The sequence below is a fragment of the Hymenobacter psoromatis genome (assembly GCF_020012125.1).
Classification (GTDB): Bacteria; Bacteroidota; Bacteroidia; order Cytophagales; family Hymenobacteraceae; genus Hymenobacter; species Hymenobacter psoromatis.
The window spans coordinates 3,838,063-3,853,684 of record NZ_JAIFAG010000001.1 but is presented as its reverse complement, the minus strand read 5'-3'; the positions used below and the strand labels follow the sequence as shown (position 1 = coordinate 3,853,684).

The following is a 15,622-nucleotide window of genomic DNA, read 5'->3' as shown; positions in this document are numbered from 1 at the left end:
GTTCTGCGCGGGGCACCTCACGAGACCCCTTTGGGGCATAGCCCCCTCTCCAAAAGAGAGGGGGAACTAGCTCTAGTTTTAACTTCAATAAGCTAGTTTTGAGAATGCTAGAGCTAAATCTAGTCCCCCCTCTTTTTTGGAGAGGGGGTTAGGGGGTGAGGTGCCCCCCCGCGGGAGCCTACCAGGCTACCACCTTCTTCTGCCCGCGCATTTCGGCAAAAGCGACGCTGGGGTCTTTCACCGTAGGCGCGTTCACGAAGTGGGTGAACTGCTTGCGCAATTCGGGGTTTTCTACCACCTCGCGCCACTCGCAGTGGTAGTGCTTGATGAGCAGCGCCATTTCGGCTTCCAGGTCGGCCGCGATGCCGAGGCTGTCGTTGATGACGACGTTTTTGAGGTAGGCCAGGCCGCCCTCCATCTTATTGAGCCACACGGCGGTGCGGGCCAGCGGGTCGGCGGTTTTGATGTAAAACATCAGGAAGCGGTCGAGGTACTGCACCAGCGTTTCCTTGTCAATATCGGTGGCCAGCAGCTGGGCGTGCTGGGGCTTCGAGCCGCCGTTGCCGCACACGTAGAGGTTCCAGCCCTTTTCGGTGGCGATGATGCCGAAGTCCTTGGCCTGCGCCTCGGCGCACTCGCGCACGCAGCCGCTCACGCCGCCCTTGAGCTTGTGGGGCGAGCGAATGCCCTTGTAGCGGTTCTCCACTTCGATGGCCAGCGACACGCTGTCGTGCAGGCCGTAGCGGCACCAGGTGCTGCCCACGCAGCTTTTCACGGTGCGCAGGCTCTTGCCATAGGCGTGCCCGCTCTCGAAGCCGGCATTGATTAGCTCCTCCCAGATGTCGGGCAAATCGCTCACGTGCGCCCCAAACATATCAATGCGCTGGCCGCCCGTAATCTTGGTATAAAGGCCGTATTTCTGCGCCACGCGCCCAATCACCATCAGCTGCTCGGGCGATACCTCGCCGCCCGCAATGCGCGGCACCACCGAGTAGCTACCCCCCTTCTGGATGTTGGCCAGGTAGCGGTCATTCGTATCCTGAATGGTATGCTGCCTGACAATCAAGTCATTCCACAAGCCGGCCAGAATACTACCTACCGCCGGCTTACACACCTCGCAGCCGTCGCCCTGGCCGAAGTGGTCAAGGGCCGCGTCATAAGTGCGCAGGTTGTTGATTTTCAGCAGGTCAAACAGCTCCTGGCGCGAGTAGTCGAAGTGCTCGCACAGCACGTTTTTGATGTAGGCACCCTGCGCCGTGAGCGTGCCGTTGAGGAGGTCTTTTACCAGGGGTAGGCAGCCGCCGCAGCCCGTGCCGGCCTTGTTGCACTGCTTCATGCCCTCCACCGTGGTCACGCCCAGCTCGGTCACGGCGGCGCAGATGGCCCCCTTGGTCACGGCCTCGCACGAGCACACCAGCGCCTCGTCGGGCAGGTTCAGCACGCCCGCGCCGCCTTCGTCCGCGCCGCCCCGCGCCCCCAGGATAAGGTCCTCGGGGTGAGGGGGTAGGGCCAGCTTGTTGACGGCCGTTTGCAGCAGCATACTATAGGCGTCGGCATCGCCAATGAGCACGCCGCCCAGCAGCTGCTTGCCGTCGGGGCTGAGGTTAATGCGCTTATACACGCCGCTGTGGGCGTCCTCAAACACAATGCTGCGGCTGTGCGGCTCCGCAATAAACGGGTCGCCGAAGCTGGCCACATCCACCCCAATCAACTTGAGCTTGCTGCTCATATCGAAGCCCGTGAAGGCCCGTGCGCCCTGCGTGAGCTGGCTGGCTACCACCTCGGCCATGTCGTAGCCGGGGGCCACGAGGCCGTAAATCATGCCGGCGTGCAGCGCGCACTCCCCGATGGCAAAAACGCGCGGGTCGCTGGTTTGCATGGTGTCGTTCACCACGATGCCGCCGCGCAGGCCCACCTCCAGGCCAGCCAGCCGGGCCAGCTCGTCGCGGGGCCGGATGCCGGCCGAAATCACCAGCATATCGACCTCCAGAATGGAGCCGTCGCCGAAGTGCAGCGCGTCAATCCGGCCCTCGCCGCCGATGTGCGACGTGGCCTTGCTGAGGTGAATGTGCAGGCCCAGCGCCTCCAGCTTGCGTTGCAGCATGGCGCTGCCGGCCGCGTCTACCTGCCGGGGCATCAGGCGCGGAGCAAATTCGATGACGTGCGTTTCGGCCACGCCCAGGTCGAGCAGGGCCTTGGCGGCTTCCAGGCCCAGCAGGCCGCCGCCCATCACGGCACCAACGCGGGCGGTGGCGGCCGCCGCTTTTATTTCCTCCAGGTCCTCAATGGTGCGGTACACCATCACGCCCGCCTTCTCCACGCCCGGAATGTCGGGCACAAAGGCCGACGAGCCGGTGGCCAGCACCAGGTAGTCGTAGGGCTGCGCGAGGCCGCTGCGGGCGTGCACCACCCGGCCGGCGCGGTCAATATCATGCACCGCGTCGCCTAGGTTCACCGTGATGTTATTATCCAGGTACCACTGATGGGGTGCCATCAGGAGGTCGTCGGCGGTTTTGCCCCCAAAATATTCGCTCAGGTGCACCCGGTCGTAAGCCACGCGGGGCTCTTCACCGAATACAACCAGCTTAAAATGAGGCGATTTAGCGAGTAGTTTCTCGCAAAATTTATAGCCAACCATGCCATTGCCGATAACGACAACGGTGGGAGTGTGCTGCGGTGCCATACTAACCAGTTAGGTAAGGTACGAAGGGAAATGGCGAAGGCGGCGGGTGGGAAGGGGGTAGGGAGAGAAGCTTTTGTAATTTCTAAAATTTACAAAAATGACCTTTTATTTTGGGGTATAATTGCGCTTATTTGACAAACTTATGTGAATCAGACCCTAAAACCTAATGGTAGTTAAAGAAAATTAATGATAATTTTTCTAAAATCACCTTAAATTTGAAGGTCAATTTATTTTTACTTTATCCGTTAGCTGCTTAGTGCGCCTTTATTGGCTGAGCTCTATTAGCGGCTGGCCGCTATCTCCCTGCCTTACCCTTCATCTTTAATGGCCCACCCTTTCGCTACGCCCGAGCTGTATGTGGTAGGGGCCGGTCCCGGCGACCCGGAGCTGCTGACGCGACAGGCATATCGCATTCTACAAACGGCCGACGTTGTGCTCTACGATAACCTCGCCAACCAGGAGCTGCTGGCCCTGGCCCCGACCGCCTGCGAGTGCATTTACGTGGGCAAAAAACCCTACGGCGAGTACACGCCCCAGGAAGTCATCCACGAGCTAATCCGCGAAAAAGCCCTGGCCGGCGGCCGCATCGTGCGCCTAAAAGGCGGCGACCCGTTCATTTTCGGTCGAGGCTTCGAGGAAATGCTGTTTGCGCGCAGCCACGGCATCGCGGCGCACTACGTGCCGGGCATTTCGAGTATGCAAGCCGTTGGCTTTGAAGATATTCCGCTCACGCATCGCGTGGTGAGCGAGGGCTTCTGGGTGCTTACGGGCACTAAAAAAGACGGCTCGCTCTCGGCCGACCTGCGCCTGGCCATGCAAAGCAACTCGACCGTCGTTATCTACATGGGCATGAAGAAGATAACCCAGATAGCCGACACCTACTGCCAGAAAGGCCGCGGCGACACGCCCGCCGCCGTAGTCATGCACGCCTCCCTACCCCACCGCAAAATGGTGGCCGGCCCCGTACGCGACCTGCCCGCCCTGGTCGCCGCCGCCGGCATCACCTACCCCGCCATCATCTTCATTGGCGACGTGGTGGGGGTAGGGCGAGGTGGTGAGTGGTGAGTAAAAGAACGTCATGCTTCCCTGCGGTCTGCATGACGTTCTTTTACTCACCCCCGCCTTACCGCTCCAGCGCCTTCGTCACCAGCGCCAGCGCCTCGGGCGAGAAGGGCAGCTGCAAAGCCAGCGTGTGGCCGCGTTCGGTCATTTTGGGCCAGGTTTTCTGCACGATTTCAATAACCTTCTCCTCAGGGTGCTGGGCGGCGAAGGGCAGGAAATAATGCTCCAGAAACACCAGGCAGATAACGTCTTCCAGCAGCTGCACGTCGGGGTCGCTCTTCAGGTTCAGCTTCTGCACCAGTTGCTGCACCCGCTCTATTCCGACGGGCGGGTAGCCGGCCTGGGTTAGTAGCTGACCCGCCCGCTCGGCGTGAAACTGCTTGAGCGTGTTGCGCCACTGGTGGTAGCCGGGACGTGTCATCGGAAAGTCGGCCCGCGGAATCTGCCAGCGCTCAAGGTGCTGGCAGCGGGCGGCCAGCCGCACGGCCTCGGGTGCGGCGGGGGCCACGCGGGCCAGGCAGGCGCTCATGCGCTGGGCATATAGTAGCTCTTTGGGCACGGGCTGGCCGTCGTCGCCGGGTTCGAGGGTGGGGTCGGCGCTGTTGGCGGCGTCGAAGAGGCGAAATGCTTCGGCTAGGTGCGGCGTGTCGGAGGTCATGCGCAGGAGTGGGGGTAGGGCACTGGTGCACGGCCGGCCCCCGGCGCGCAAGCTACGCCGTACTACCCCCGTGCCCGGCGCTAGCGCGCAGCCATGCCCGCCCCAGCGGGCAGCGGCAGGCCCTCGCGCAGCAGCGCCCGCACCTGGCGCAGTGGCAAGAATACCCACACCTCGCCCTGGGCATACGAAGCTATTTCGTAGGGCTGATAAATGAACCCTACCCCCCCCGCAGTTAGAAATACGTTGTGCGTGACGGGCATTTTCTTCACGAATAACCGCTCTTCGAGCGGCGCGCCGGGGGCCAGGCCCACCAGCGGGCGCACGGCCTGGGCCAGCAGTGCGGGCAGCTGCCGGGCGGCTTCGGGCCGAAAAATATTGGCGTAGCGCAGGCGGCGGCCGGTGCGCAGGTCATAGCTGGCGGCCGTGGTGCCGTTGGAGCCGTGCGCCCCGCCCGTGTAGACGTAGCTGAAAAACGCCAGGCTCAGCAGGCTCTGCTGCTGATACAGCACGTAGGTCTGGGCCTGCTGCTCATAGTTCAGGCTGGCGCGGAAAGAGCCCAGGTCGGCCGTGTCGGTGGGAGCCTTCACGTCGGCCGCATCCGCGCGATAATCGTTGAAAAAAGCCGCGCGCTGCTGCGCAAACAGAGCGGGCAGGGCCAGGGGGGGTAGGGTGCCGAGCGTGTCACCGCGCAGCTCGCGCCCGATGCCGGCCTGCAAAGCCTGGCGCACGGCCGCCGGCCCGCCCACCGGCTCTAGGGCTTGCAAAAAAAAGCGAGCCTGCGGCGAGCGCGCCTGCTGCGGCAAGGCCGCCAGCGAGTCGGCAAAGCAGCGCACTACGAAACTGAGGCTGCCCGCCGGCGCGGCCACTGGGCGCAGGCGCGTGGCGCGGCCACCCACGGTGCCAGCCAGGCTGCCATCGGCTTGCCGCCGCAGCCGCCAGATGGGGCCTTCGCCGCCGGGGGTAGGGCCGTGCTCCGGGGTGTAGTCGTGCAAGACGATGCTATCGGCCGGGCTGGAGCCGGCACCGCTGCCCAGCGGATAGGGGTGGCCATCGGGGCCGTAGTAGCTGCCCAAAATGGTGAGCCCGCGGTTATCGTAGTGCGGCTGCCGGGCGGTTATCAGGTGCAGCATTACACTGTCGGCCTGACCAGGCAGTTGGCCCCGAAACAAGCCGTAGCTGCTGCCCGGCGAGCTGGCCACCGGGACTTCGGCCGCCAGCGGGGGGGTAGGGGCCGGGGGGGTAGTAGTGGTGGTGGTCTGGCTGACGGGGGTGTTGCAGGCGGCCAGGCTCAGTAGGCCGGCCAGCGCATAGGCAGCATATTTCATGAAGCAAAAGACGGGTGAAACGACGCAAGCAGCGTCGGGTCAGCTAGCGATACTGCCGGAAAGTACTTCGCTATTATTCTTGAAAAACACTAAGTTGGGCCCGTTCGTGTAAAATTCGGCTTTCGTTCACCCTTCCCTTGGGGTTTGCGTAAAAAAGAGCAGCACGGGTGGCTCGCACCACGCGGTTGCTTCCTTTCTTACTTCTTTTAGCTTACGTTTTATGAATCTTATTAAAGTTGGGCAGGATGCCCACGGCAACGCTATTGTTTTAAATTACGTCGATTATGGCCAGGGCGACCCGGTGGTGCTGATTCACGGCTGGCCGCTGAGCGGGGCTTCCTGGGAATATCAGCTGGCCGAGCTGCCGCTGCACGGCGTGCGCGCCATTGCCTACGACCGCCGTGGCTTCGGCCAGTCGTCCAGGCCCTGGGATGGCTACGACTACGACACCCTGGCCGACGACCTGAAGGCCGTGCTCGACCACCTCGACCTGCAAAACGTGACCCTGGTGGGCTTCTCGATGGGCGGCGGCGAAGTGGCCCGCTACATGAGCCGCCACCAGGGCGCGCGCGTGAGCAAAGTGGTGTTCGTGAGCGCCATAGTGCCCTTCATGCTCAAAACCGATAATAACCCCTCGGGCGTGGATAAGTCCGTGTTCGACGATATGATTGAGAACCTAGGCAAAGACCGTTTCGGCTTTTTGCAAGATTTTTCCAAGAACTTCTACGGCCAGGGTGTACTATCGCACCCCGTGAGCCAAGGGGTACTTGACTCATTTGCCATGCTGGCCTTCCCAGCTTCGCCCCGCGCTACCTCGCAGTGCGTGAAGGCGTTTGGCGAAACCGACTTCCGCCAGGATATGGGCGCTATTAAAGTGCCTACCCTCTTCATCTACGGCGGCTCCGATGCCATTGTGCCACCCGCCACGGGGGCCCAAGCGGCCGCTAAGCTGGTGCCCGGTGCCCAGCTTGTAGCCTATGACGGCGAGCCCCACGGCCTGAACATCACCTCCAAAGACCGCCTCAACCGCGACCTGCTCACCTTTCTCAACGGCCAGCCCGTGCAGTCGTACTTCGACCAGGAGGAGATGAGCGGCAACATGCCCCGCCGCAACTATAATAATGCTAATGAGCCGGTAACGCGTTAGTCAACTGATTATTAACTTCTAAAAAAGCTATGCCAAAACCCGCCAAGCGGGTTTTGGCATAGCTTTTTTTGGCGATAGCCTGAGTTCTAACGGCTTATTTCTTGGCCGTTTGCAAGCTAATGGTATCCGCCTGCAAGCCGTCAGCAGTCGCCTGCACCTGCACTGTGCCCGCCGTTTCGCCGGCCTGCACAATGGCCACAAGCTGCCCCCGAAAGGCGTGCATTCGCGGCTCCTGGAAAGGCTCCAGGCAGGTAGGGTCGCCGTTGGCGATGGCGCGGAAGCGGCCCGCCCCGCTCACGGCGAAGCGCAACTGCTGGGTGGCATCGGGGCAGAGGTTGCCCTGCGCGTCCTCCACGCGGGCCGTGACGTAGGCGAGGTCTTCGCCGTCGGCGGCCAGCTTACTGTGGTCGGCCACGAGGCGGATGTGGTGCGGCGCGCCGGCCGTGCGCACTTCCTCGGTGCCGGCTTCCTTGCCCTGGGCATCGTAGGCCACTACTTTGATGGTGCCGGGCTGGTACACCACGTCGCGCCACTCCAGGCGGTAGCGGGTTTGGGGGTCGGCGGTGGTGGTTTTGGTCTGGCGGCCCTGGCTTTTGCCATTCACAAACAGCTCGGCCGAGGGCGAATTGGTGTAGCAGAATACGGGCGTGACCTGGCCTTCGCGGCCGGGCCAGGTCCAGTGCGGCAGCAGGTGCAGCGTGGGCTGTGTGGGGTTCCAGCGGGCGCGGTAGAGGTAGTAGCGGTCCTTGGGCTGGCTGGCCAGGTCAAACAATCCAAATAGCGAGCTGTGTGAGGGCCACGCCTCATCATAGGGGGTAGGCTCGCCGAGGTAGTCGGAGCCCGTCCACACGAACTCGCCGGCCACGGCCGGCAGGTCATCCTGAGCCGTAAACTCAATATCGGGAATCTGCGACCAGTTGCAGGCTTCCTGGTCGTAGGACGACGACTGGTGGTCGGGGTATTTCTGGTCCTTGGCCAGCACCACCGGAAACTTATACACCCCGCGCGAGCTGACCGTGGAGGCCGTTTCGGTGCCCAGCAAAAAGCCCTGCGGCAGCTTGGCCAGCGCCTCGGCGTAGCGCAGGGGCTTGTAGTTGAAGCCCGGCACGTCGAGCACCGCCGCGATGCCATACTTGAAGTCGTCGTCGAAGCGGTCCATGCCCATCGTTACGGGGCGGGTAGGGTCTTCGCGGTGCACAATGTCCTGCAGGCGCTTGGCAATGGCCGGGCCTTCGGGCGTGCTCTGGTCGGGCACCTCGTTGCCGATGCTCCACATAATGGCCGACGGGTGGTTGCGGTCGCGGCGTATCATGTTCACCAGGTCCTTCTCTACCCACTGGTCGAAATACTGGCTGTAGCCGTTCTTCACCTTGGGTGACTTCCACTCGTCAAACGACTCCACCATCACCAGAAAGCCCATTTCGTCGCAGAGCGTCATCAGCTCGGGCGCAGGCATGTTGTGCGAAGTCCGAATGGCATCGCAGCCCGCGTCCTTGAGCAGCACGAGCTGGTGGCGCAGCGCGGCCACGTTCACGGCCGTGCCCAGCGGCCCCAGGTCGTGGTGGTTGCACACGCCCTTGAACTTGCGCGGCTGCCCATTGAGCGAAAAGCCGGTGCCCTTCTCAAACTTGAAGGAGCGAATGCCAAACGGCGTGGTGTACACATCCTGCACCGCCGCGCCGGCCAGCAGCTTCGAGGCGGCGGTGTAGAGCGTGGGCGTTTCGGGCGACCACAGCTTGGGCGCTTTTACCTCGAAGGTTTGCGTCACTTCAGCCCCCGCGACGGGGGTAGTGGCGGTGGCCACCACGCGGCCGGCGGCATCGCGCAGCTCGGTTTGCAGCTTCAGGCCGGTGGTGCCGGCCGGCGCGGCTACCTGGGTGCGCAGCTTCACGGTGGCCGCGCCGGCCGTAATCGTGGGGGTAGTAAGGTAGGTGCCCCACACCGGCACGTGCGCGCCCTTGGTGGTGATGAGGTGCACGTTGCGATACAGGCCCGCGCCTGGGTACCAGCGCGAGGCTTCGGGGAAATTCTCCAGGCGTACGGCCAGCGTGTTGGGGCCGCTGGCGCGCAGGTAGGGCGTGACATCGACCGAGAACGAGTTGTAGCCGTAGGGCCAGAAGATGGCTTCCTTGCCATTGATGTACACGCGGGCGTTGCTCATCGCGCCATCAAAAAGCAGCACGGCGTGGCCGTTTTTACCCAGCGCCGGCACAGTCAGCGGCCGCCGGTACCAGCCTATTCCTACAAAGGGCAGCCCGCCCGTGCGGCCCGCTTTCAGCGTCGCTTCCTTCTCGTTATTCTGCTCAATTTTAACCGCTTGCAAGTCGTTGCGGCCATCAAACGGCCCCGTGATGGCCCAGTCGTGCGGAATGCGCACCGTCTGCCACTTAGCATCGTTTAGCTCGGGCTTAGTCCCGTCGGTCTGCTCGCCCTTGGTGAATTTCCAGTTGGTATTGAGCAGCGTTTCCTGGCGGCTTTGGGCGGCGGCGGGCAGGCTGGTGGCCAGTAGCAGCGCGGCGGCGAAAGGTTTGGCAAAGTGCATGGGAAGAGGAAGAAGTAGAACGAACCAACGGCGGAGCGCTGGCGGGCGGTCCGCGAAAGTTACTGCCCCGCCCGCCAGCGCTGGGCCGCTCGGCTGCGCTACCGCCGGGCGGCCCGGCGCTAGGGCTTGTTTCTCAATATTTTGCGGGCTGGGTAGCTGGCTTCACCGCGTTGCGAGGGCGATTGGCAAGGCCAGGCACGCGGTTCGGCGAGTGGCGTGGGCGCACCGGGCAGCCAAGCGCTAGCTTTACATGATGCCTGATTTTAATTCCCGAAAATCTGCTTACCTAGCGTTACTGCTCTTTTTGGGGGGGGTAGGAATGCTAGCCTGCTCTTCTCCTGATACTTCCTCGCCCCCCGCCGCCGAAGCCTACACCCAGCAGCGGATAGTGACGCCCGCCCCCACGCACCGCGGCCGGCTACTCGACCGCCACGACTCGGTGCTGGTGGCTACCCGGCCGGTGGACCTGCTCACGCTGTTCCCGCGCCCCGGCCTCGATTCGGCCAGCGCCGTGCAGCTCAACTACTTGCTGGGCTGGTCCGATAGCACCCTGGAGCGCCGGATAGCTGCCACCCTGCCCTACGCCGGGGCGCGCCCGCGCGGTCCCGTGGAGCTGGTGCTTACCCCCGCCGAGGCCGGGCGCGTGCGCCGCTACCTGGATGAGTGGCCCCAGCTAAGCCTCTCCCAGCGCACCCAGCTCATCACCTACACCGGCCGCACGGCCGCCGCCGTGCTGGGCTATACCCCGGCCAGCGCCCAGGGCTTTTTAAATCAAGCCCGGCGCTACCAGCGCGGCCGCTTCTACCGGCTGCGCACCGGCGGCCTGGAGAGCTACTATAATGGCATCCTCACCGGCCACCGGGGCTACCTGCACCCGCTGCTCGATGCGCAAGGCCGCCGCCACGGCAGCTGGGCCGCCGATACCGCCTTTCAGCAGGGCCAGGACCTGCATCTCAGCCTCGACAGCAAGCTGCAAGCCTACGCCGAAAGCCTGCTGGGCGGCCGCAAAGGCTACCTGGTGGCCCTCGACCCGCGCACCGGCGAAATCTTGTGCTCGGTATCGGCCCCCGCCTACGCGCCCGCCCTGCTCACCGACCCCGACCGGACGGGCACCCGCCGCGAGCTGCTGGAAGACGAGGATATGCCCCTGCTCAACCGCCCCGCCATGCTGGCCAACCCGCCCGGTTCGGTGTTCAAGCTCGTGAACGCCGCCATTGCCTTGCAGCTCGGGGCTATTACCTCCGGCACGGGCTTTGCCTGCGACCAGTCGCTCATCACCTGCGTGCACTATCACCGCGAGGCCCGCAACCTGACGATGGCCTTGCAGTACAGCTGCAACCCGTACTTCTACCAGGTGCTGCGCGCGGTTATCAACCGCGTGCCCGATAGCTTAGCCACCGATACCGTGGTGGCCCGCCACGCCAACCTGGCCGCCTGGCGCCGTCTGGCCAAGTCGTTTGGCCTCGATACGCTGCTGGGCGTGGACCTGCCCCGCGAAAGCCCCGGCTTTTTGCCTACCCCCGCCTACTACGACAAGGTGCGCCGCACCCGCAACTGGACGTTTCGCTCCATTTATTCGCTGAGTATCGGGCAGGGCGAGATTAACCTGACAGGTTTGCAAATGGCTAATATGGTAGCCATTATCGCCAATAAAGGTTGGTATATGACGCCCCATTTTGTGCGCAGCATCGGCAACACCGGCCAGCCGCTGCCGCGCTTCAAGGTCCGGCACTACACGCTGGTTGATAGCGCCAACTTTGCGGCTCTGCTACCCGGCATGCTGGCCGTGATGCACCGTGGCGGCACCGCCGAAGCCTCCAGCCTGGCCGACGTGGGCATTGCCGTGGCCGGCAAAACCGGCACCGTGCAGAACGACGAGGGCGACGACCATGCTACGTTCGTAGGTTTCGCCCCCGCTGACCACCCTCGCATCGCCATTGCCGTGTACCTCGAAAACGCGGGCTTCGGGGCCACCGCCGCCGCGCCCTGCGCCGCTTTGGTCATGGAGAAGTACTTGCGCGGCAGTATCTCCTCGCCCCGGCGCAAGCGCTGGGAGCGGCGGTTGCAGCACCGCCACCGTCCGTACCGGTAACTTCGTGGGGCGGCTACCTCCGCGCTACCCCTCCCCATGACTTTTCATAAATACCAAGGCACCGGCAATGACTTTATTATCCTCGACGACCGCGCCCGGCTCTTCGCCGAAACCGACCAGCCGCGCATTGCCGCGCTGTGCCACCGCCACTTTGGCATCGGGGCCGATGGCCTGATGCTGCTGCGCGAGCGGGCAGGCTATGACTTCGAGATGGTGTATTTCAACGCCGATGGCTACCCCAGTAGCATGTGCGGCAATGGCGGGCGCTGCCTGGTAGCGTTTGCTAAGTACTTGAATATCATTGAAAATAAAGCCCATTTCCTGGCTGTGGATGGTCCGCATGATGCCCGTGTGGAAGCCGACGGCACGGTGCGCCTGCGCATGATTGACGTGGCCCCGGCCCAGCCGGGGGGGGTAGGGGAGCACGATGTATTTCTGCACACTGGTTCGCCCCACCACATCCACTTTCTGGATGCAGAGGAACATCCTTCGCTAGCCGAGTTCGACGTGTATAGCCAGGGCCACGACATTCGATACGACCAAGCCTACGACCCGGCCGGCACCAACGTCAACTTTGTGGAGGTGCCCGCCGACCTCGCCCAGCCCTGGCCCGTGCGCACTTACGAACGGGGGGTAGAAAACGAAACCCTAAGCTGCGGCACCGGCGTCACGGCCGTCGCGCTCGCCGCCGCGGGCCGCGGGGCCGCCTCCCCAGTAACCCTAAGCACCCCCGGCGGCCTGCTCGAAGTAGCGTTCGAGCCGCGCCCCGATGGCGGCTTCACCAATGTGTGGCTGAGCGGGCCGGCAGTGCGCGTATTTGGCGGAGAGATTTCAGGTTTCTAATCCTTAGTTTTCTTTAGCTTCTGGTTTCTGATTATGGAGGTTCGCCGTATTGCTCTATATCATGCCAATCAGCCGCGAAGCGCTACCCCATAACTCGCAAGCCGAAGCCAGGAGCCAAAATTCCCAGGTTATTCTGCGCGCCCTGGAGCCCGACGATTTGGAATTTTTATTTCAGCTCGAAAACGACCCTGAGCTTTGGGCGGCGTCCGATGTGCTGCCAGCTCCAGTTTCGCGCCACGCGCTGCGCGAATACCTGCGCCACGCGGACGCTAGCCTGGCTGAGGTAGGCCAGATACGCCTGATTATCAGCTTGCAGGATGGCCAGGCCGTGGGTACGCTCGACTTGTTCGACTACTCCGCCCTGCACCAGCGAGCGGGAGTAGGGATTACGGTGTTACGCCGGGCACGGCGGCACGGCTACGCCCAGGCGGCGCTGGCCCAGCTGCTGCCCTACGCCCGGCTGGCGCTGCGCCTGCACCAGGTATACTGCACCGTAGCGGCTAATAATCAGGCGAGTATCAGGCTTTTCAAAAAAGCAGGTTTTCGGCGTATTGGCCTACGGCGCGAGTGGTTACGCGAAAACACAGCCCTGGGGTGGCAAAATGCGGTAGAAATGCAATTTATCCTGGAAAACTGACAGGAACCGGCTCGCCGAGGCCTTATTCTAAGCCCAGCCATATCCTTTGACAGCGGTCTTTCGTAGAAGTGCGCAAGAGCTACCAACCGGACGTTTTTACCCGGCTGCGCTACGCTCCCAAAGCCCTTTCCTGTCTTTATTTCATGCCGTTTTCTACTCCGGCGGAGGCACCTCTACGTGTGGCCGCCACCGCCCCGGCCGCGGACCAGGCCGATTCAAAACCCCTTGCTTATTCCCTGCCGGACCTGGTATGCTTTGCGCACCTACATTGGGATTTCGTGTGGCAGCGACCCCAGCATCTGCTCACGCGCTTTGCCCAGCACGGCCGGGTCTTTTACGTAGAAGACGCCTTTTATCACAACGACGACTTTGTGGAGCCGCACCTCGAAGTGAAGGAGCGCCAGCAGGGCGTGAAAGTGCTTGTGGTACACCTGCCCCAGCACCTGCGTGCCGACGAAGCCGCCGCCGACCAGGCCCAGTTTGGGGTGTTGAGTCGGTTTTTTACCGAAATCGGGCTTGCCAATTATATCTTCTGGTACTATACCCCAATGGCGCTGGGTAAGTCGCGGCTCTTCCAGCCCGTGCTTACCGTGTACGACTGCATGGATGAGCTGGCGCAATTCAAGTTTGCTCCGCCCGAGCTGCGCCAGCGCGAGCAGGAGCTATTTGCCAAAGCCGACCTCGTTTTTACGGGCGGCCAGCGCCTCTACGAAGCCAAGCGCGAACAGCATAAAGATGCCCATGCTTTCCCCAGCAGCATCGACAAAGCGCACTTTGGCCAGGCCCGCGACCCGCGCACCGTGGAGCCCGCCGACCAAGCCGGCATTGCGCACCCGCGCATCGGCTTCTTCGGGGTAGTGGACGAGCGCCTCGACATCGACCTGCTGGGCCAACTGGCGGCGAACCATCCTGCGTGGCAATTTGTCATTATCGGACCAGTGGTAAAGATTGACCCCGCTTCGTTGCCCCACCCCGCCAACATCCACTACCTGGGTGGTAAAGATTACCAGGAACTACCTGCATACCTGCGCGGCTGGGACGTGGCGACTCTTCTTTTCGCCCGCAATGAGAGCACCGAATTTATTTCTCCTACTAAAACTCCTGAGTATCTGGCCGCCGGCCGGCCCGTTGTGAGCACCAGCATCCGCGATGTGGTGCGGCCCTATGGCGAGCTGAATTTGGTGCAGATTGCCGACGAGCCCGCCGAGTTTGGGCAGGCCATCACCCGCGCCCTGGAGCAGGGGAAGGATGCCGACTGGCGCACCCGCACCGATGCCTACCTGGCGACCATTTCCTGGGACCTGACCTGGCAAAAAATGGTGAATCTGATGCAGAAGCGGCTGAATGCCAAGCAACTGATTCAATCTACTATTACATCTGCTTCCGTCCCACCCAACTATTCGCAGTCTCCTATTTCCACATCTCCTAAATTTTTCTCCCATGTTTGACTATCTCATCGTCGGGGCTGGCTTCGCCGGTAGCGTGCTGGCCGAGCGGCTAGCCACCCGCAGCAACAAAAAGGTGCTCATTATTGATAAGCGCACGCATATCGGGGGGAATGCCTATGACCATTATAATGAGGCTGGTATTCTGATTCACAAGTACGGCCCGCACATCTTCCATACCAACTCTAAAGACGTATTCGACTACCTGGGTAACTTCACCGAGTGGCGTCCTTATGAGCACCGCGTGCTCGCCTCCGTGGATGGCCAGCTGGTGCCGATGCCCATCAACCTGGATACGATTAACAAGCTCTACGGCCTGAATTTGACCAGCTTCCAGGTGGAAGAATTCTTCGCCTCGGTGGCTGAAGAAGTGCCGGTTATCAAGACCTCGGAAGACGTAGTAGTGAGCAAGGTGGGTAGAGAATTATATAATAAATTTTTCAAGAACTACACCAATAAGCAGTGGGGCCTCGACCCTTCGCAACTGGACAAGTCGGTGACGAGCCGTGTGCCGACCCGCACCAACCGCGACGACCGCTACTTCACCGATACCTACCAGGCTATGCCGCTACACGGCTACACTCGGATGTTTGAGAACATGCTCAACCACCCGAATATCAAGGTGATGCTCAACACGGACTACCATGAGATTATGGATTTCATTCCCTTTAAGGAGATGATTTTCACGGGTCCGGTGGACGAGTATTTTGACTTTAAGTTTGGCAAGCTGCCCTACCGCTCCTTAGAGTTCAAGCACGACACGCTGAGCGAGGAAAAGCATCTGGCCGCGCCGGTTGTGAACTTCCCCAACGAGCATCCCTACACCCGCATCACGGAGTTTAAGGCTCTCACTGGCCAGCAGCATCCCAAAACGGCCATCGTGTACGAGTACCCGCAGGCCGAGGGCGACCCCTACTACCCCATCCCGATGCCGGAGAACGCCGAGCTGTATGCCAAGTACAAGAAGCTGGCTGACGAAACACCCAACGTGCATTTTGTGGGCCGCCTGGCCACGTATAAGTACTACAACATGGACCAAGTAGTGGCCCAAGCCCTAACGCTGTATAAGCGCCTGACTGAGAAGGAGGAAGCTGCTAAGCCGGCCCGTCCGGCCATTTCGGGCAGCACTGCGCTGGTTGAGAAGCTGGTGAGCCGCTCGCCGGCGAAGTAAATTCCTTATTGAAACTG

General features: G+C 62.1%; 11 protein-coding genes. 7 read left to right on the top strand and 4 right to left on the bottom strand.

The genetic code is table 11. The features are described from left to right. Positions 1 to 178: 178 nt before the first annotated feature. A complete protein-coding gene (gene nirB / locus LC531_RS16580; protein WP_223652219.1) occupies positions 179 to 2,683 on the bottom strand; it encodes a nitrite reductase large subunit NirB in 2,505 nt (834 codons plus the stop codon). A gap of 324 nt (positions 2,684 to 3,007) precedes the next feature. Between nirB and cobA the strand changes: the two genes are divergently transcribed. Beyond that, the gene (gene cobA / locus LC531_RS16575; protein ID WP_223652218.1) at positions 3,008 to 3,748 is read left to right on the top strand and encodes a uroporphyrinogen-III C-methyltransferase; all 741 of its coding nucleotides are present in this window, start codon (positions 3,008 to 3,010) and stop codon (positions 3,746 to 3,748) included. A gap of 58 nt (positions 3,749 to 3,806) precedes the next feature. On the opposite strand, the gene LC531_RS16570 is transcribed toward cobA, so the two are convergent. Next, positions 3,807 to 4,403 (bottom strand): DUF4202 domain-containing protein, encoded by a 597-nt coding sequence (locus LC531_RS16570; RefSeq protein WP_223652216.1) that lies wholly within the window; start codon positions 4,401 to 4,403, stop codon positions 3,807 to 3,809. Between the two features lie 80 nt (positions 4,404 to 4,483). Then, positions 4,484 to 5,728 carry a DUF3298 and DUF4163 domain-containing protein gene (locus LC531_RS16565; protein WP_223652213.1) on the bottom strand — a complete coding sequence of 415 codons (1,245 nt, stop codon included), beginning with the start codon at positions 5,726 to 5,728 and terminating at the stop codon, positions 4,484 to 4,486. Positions 5,729 to 5,948: 220 nt separating this feature from the next. Between LC531_RS16565 and LC531_RS16560 the strand changes: the two genes are divergently transcribed. Further along, positions 5,949 to 6,875 carry an alpha/beta fold hydrolase gene (locus LC531_RS16560; RefSeq protein ID WP_223652212.1) on the top strand — a complete coding sequence of 309 codons (927 nt, stop codon included), beginning with the start codon at positions 5,949 to 5,951 and terminating at the stop codon, positions 6,873 to 6,875. 94 nt (positions 6,876 to 6,969) lie between these two features. On the opposite strand, the gene galB is transcribed toward LC531_RS16560, so the two are convergent. Continuing rightward, positions 6,970 to 9,417, bottom strand: a complete 2,448-nt coding sequence (gene galB / locus LC531_RS16555) for a beta-galactosidase GalB (protein ID WP_223652210.1) — start codon at positions 9,415 to 9,417, stop codon at positions 6,970 to 6,972. Between the two features lie 319 nt (positions 9,418 to 9,736). Here galB and LC531_RS16550 point away from each other — a divergent pair, with 319 nt between their 5' ends. From LC531_RS16550 to glf, 5 genes are all read left to right on the top strand, one after another. Beyond that, positions 9,737 to 11,509, top strand: a complete 1,773-nt coding sequence (locus tag LC531_RS16550) for a peptidoglycan D,D-transpeptidase FtsI family protein (protein WP_223652208.1) — start codon at positions 9,737 to 9,739, stop codon at positions 11,507 to 11,509. A gap of 36 nt (positions 11,510 to 11,545) precedes the next feature. Then, entirely contained in the window at positions 11,546 to 12,352 is an 807-nt protein-coding gene (gene dapF / locus LC531_RS16545) for a diaminopimelate epimerase (RefSeq protein WP_223652206.1), read from the top strand. 61 nt (positions 12,353 to 12,413) lie between these two features. After that, entirely contained in the window at positions 12,414 to 12,989 is a 576-nt protein-coding gene (locus tag LC531_RS16540; RefSeq protein WP_223652204.1) for a GNAT family N-acetyltransferase, read from the top strand. 143 nt (positions 12,990 to 13,132) lie between these two features. Continuing rightward, positions 13,133 to 14,437, top strand: coding sequence for a glycosyltransferase family 1 protein (locus LC531_RS16535; protein WP_223652202.1), 1,305 nt, complete (start codon positions 13,133 to 13,135; stop codon positions 14,435 to 14,437). Beyond that, entirely contained in the window at positions 14,430 to 15,605 is a 1,176-nt protein-coding gene (gene glf / locus LC531_RS16530) for a UDP-galactopyranose mutase (protein WP_223652200.1), read from the top strand. Before LC531_RS16535 ends, glf begins: the two co-directional genes overlap by 8 nt. Positions 15,606 to 15,622 lie beyond the last annotated feature (17 nt).